This window comes from uncultured Campylobacter sp., from assembly GCF_938031315.1.
Classification (GTDB): domain Bacteria; phylum Campylobacterota; class Campylobacteria; order Campylobacterales; family Campylobacteraceae; genus Campylobacter_B.
Genome location: NZ_CALHHT010000154.1, coordinates 1 through 2,941, shown reverse-complemented (window position 1 = coordinate 2,941; position 2,941 = coordinate 1). Strand labels below are relative to the sequence as shown.

4 protein-coding genes are annotated in these 2,941 nt (G+C 41.4%); 2 read left to right on the top strand and 2 right to left on the bottom strand.

All coding sequences use genetic code 11. The features are described from left to right. Positions 1 to 53: 53 nt before the first annotated feature. On the top strand, positions 54 to 434 hold the full coding sequence (gene csx20 / locus Q0236_RS04180) for a CRISPR-associated protein Csx20 (RefSeq protein ID WP_297915422.1): 381 nt from the start codon (positions 54 to 56) through the stop codon (positions 432 to 434). Positions 435 to 625: 191 nt separating this feature from the next. After that, positions 626 to 1,438: a WYL domain-containing protein gene (locus Q0236_RS04175; RefSeq protein ID WP_297915420.1), complete on the top strand. Its 813-nt coding sequence runs from the start codon at positions 626 to 628 to the stop codon at positions 1,436 to 1,438. A gap of 152 nt (positions 1,439 to 1,590) precedes the next feature. Here the strand turns inward: Q0236_RS04175 and dapF are convergent, their stop codons facing one another. Together dapF and Q0236_RS04165 are read right to left on the bottom strand one after the other, a co-directional pair. After that, positions 1,591 to 2,469, bottom strand: a complete 879-nt coding sequence (gene dapF, locus Q0236_RS04170) for a diaminopimelate epimerase (RefSeq protein WP_297915418.1) — start codon at positions 2,467 to 2,469, stop codon at positions 1,591 to 1,593. A gap of 174 nt (positions 2,470 to 2,643) precedes the next feature. Then, on the bottom strand, positions 2,644 to 2,941 hold a 298-nt coding region (locus tag Q0236_RS04165), incomplete at its 5' end, for a tetratricopeptide repeat protein (protein WP_297915416.1).

Below are 2,941 nucleotides of genomic sequence, written 5' to 3'. Positions count from 1 at the left end.
TTAGAAGACTATAAAAAATTTTGCATAGAGGACGATATTTTAGGGGCAGGTGAATGAAAACCCTCTTTACACTAATAAACCACACCTTGACGCGGGAGCAAGAAGAAGACGCGAGGAAGAATTTAAATATCGATAAATTTATAAATATAGTCGATGTGAGCTGGAGCGATATAGATCCGTCTGAAAAAAGCGTAATAAAATTTATTGAAACGTATAAAAATAAACTCAAAAAGCAAGCAAAAGCGGGTGACGTATTGCTGGTCCAGGGCGATTTCGGAGCGACTTATAATATGATAAGATTTGCTCAAAATATGGGTCTGATCGCCGTGTATGCGACTACCAACCGCATCGTAAGCGAGCGGGTAGAAAACGGCAAAGTCGTAATTAAGCGAGAATTTAAACACGCAAGATTTAGAGAATACGAGGAGTTGTAATATCATCAGATGCAGACAATAAAACGCTAGTTATCTTTGAAATTTTAAAAAAATTAGTTGCAAAACAAGAAATTTGCCCTTTTGATACAGAGCTTTTAGATGAGCTAAGGATTAAAGAAAGAACGCTTAGAAGGTATATTGTCGAAATCGACAAGCTATTTCCAAACGCTTTTAGAGTAGAAAGCAAGCTTATGGGGTACGGCAAGAGATCGGTAAAAGTATTAAGAGTATATGACGAAAGCAAAGATATAATCGACGTTTTAAAACGTCTTTTAAGATATAATGATGATTTAGGCTGGTTAATTAGTTTATTAAACGAAAATGATCCTAGCTTATTTAGCGATTTAGATAAACATGAAAAAGAGAAAGTATCTAAACAATTAAAAGAGGATTCAGACATATTTTTATTCAGAACCAACCCTTTGGAGGTTTTACAAGATGAGCCTAGTAAAAGATATTTGAGCGAGCTTCGAAATGCCGTTAAAAATAAAGAATACCGAAATATCAAGTATAAATATATCGGTGAAGTAGAAAATTTAATTGACGTAAAGTGCCTGAAAATAATTTTTACGGACGGTAATTGGTATTTGGCTATCGAGGATGCCGAGGGAAATTTTAGGCTTTTAAGAGCGGCTTTTATCGTATCGCTTAGTAAAAGCTCGAAAAATTATCAAGGCGGGATCCTGGAGAAATATAAAACGCATTTTAATAAAATACAAAATGCTATGAGCCTGCCCTCGGAGCCATCGCGAATAGCACTGTTAAAGGCCTCGCCAAAAGTCGCCATATATTTTAGGAAAGGCATGAAGCCCTTTTTTCCGACTCAAAAATTTAAAGAGAGTTTGGGTGACGGCAGCGTTACTTTTAGTATAGATTTCACTCAAGATATGGAGATATTGCCGTTTGTGAAAAGGTGGCTTCCCGATATCGAAGTACTGGAGCCGACAGATCTAAGGCAAACATTCAAAGAGCAATTAAAAATCGCCCTTGACATATATAAGTAAGTAGCAAAATAGATTACGCGGGGCAATCTGAGAATTTAACTTCATTTTAAAATTAAATTCTACGACGGCCCTGTAAATTTATTATTTTCGAAATAGAGCAAAGTAAAATTTACGCAAAATTGTACCGAAACTTACTTGAAATTCCATGGCGCCTACTCCACGTATCCTATAAACTCACCGTTAAAAGTGTGCCTAACGTCGCCGCGAAAATAAATTTTACCGTTGCTTGCCAAGCGTAAATTTAGCATTTCGCCGCTTGCGGGCACCACGCGCATATCTGCCACCAAGCCCATATTTTCTACGCTTGCGATAAAGCATGCCGCCATTCCGGTGCTACATGCAAGCGTTTCGGCTTCTGCGCCTCGCTCGTAAGTACGCACTTTTAGAATCACGTTTGCGACCCGTTTCTGTACTAACGCGTAATTAACGTTAGCGTTGTATTTTTCGCCCAGTTCGCGTGCTAACGCGATGTCAACCTCGCTCAAATCCTCCGTGAATGTTACCAGATGAGGCGCACCTGTGTTATAAAAATACCACGTTCGCCCGGCCTCGTCAAAGCTCTCGCCCAGGCGTTTTGGTTGCACCAGCATTACCTCGACGTTAGCCACTAACGCGTGAGCATTATCGCGTAGATTAAAAATTTCGCCGAAACTCACGTTTCTAAGCTCGCCCTGCATGCCGCCGTTTAGATTACCGCCGAAAATCCCGAAAATTTCGCCGTCGATTACCCCTGCGCTGCTTAAAAATTTCATACTCTTGCCTGCCAAAAAATTCTCATACGCGTACATACACACCGCGCGCGAGCCGTTGCCACACATATCGGCAGTGCTGCCGTCGCTATTATAAAATTCCCACTCGAAATTTATCCCGTCTATGCCGTTAAATTTAGGCAGCACGACGATGAGCCCGTCGGCGCCCACCCCTTCGCGCCTGTCGCATAGCTCGCGCGCCAGCTTGGATCTATCCTCCTTAACCGAATCCGTAAAGATTACGAAATCGTTGCCGCTTGCATTATATTTTGAAATTTTCATCATCTACCTCGCAAATTTTAAATTACTAACGCTCGCTAACGCTTTATTAAAATTTTATCTCTATTTAAATTTAAGCCTGCCACTTGTTTTAGGCTATTCCGAGATATGTTTTACTAACTCGGCCATTGGTTAGTTTATTTATCGTACGCCTTTCGCGCTTGATGTTAGAGCCTCTCATCTCATAGTCTCTAAATGCTCGCAAGCATCAAATCTTCCGAGCTTGCAAGCCTTTTGGTAAAGCTCACGCGCCCTCTTTTTATCTTTCGCTACGCCCCAGCCCTTCTCGTATTGATACGCCAAATTTGAGCAGGCTAGCGACTCGCCACTTTTCTCGCACGCCTCGCTAAAATACTTTGCAGCAAGCGCATAATCCTTTTGCCTGCCATCGCCCTTAAAATACGTGACGCCCAAATTTACGCAAGAATCCGCGTCCCCTTGCTCGCAAGCTCTCGTAAAAAATGTCCTGGCCCTG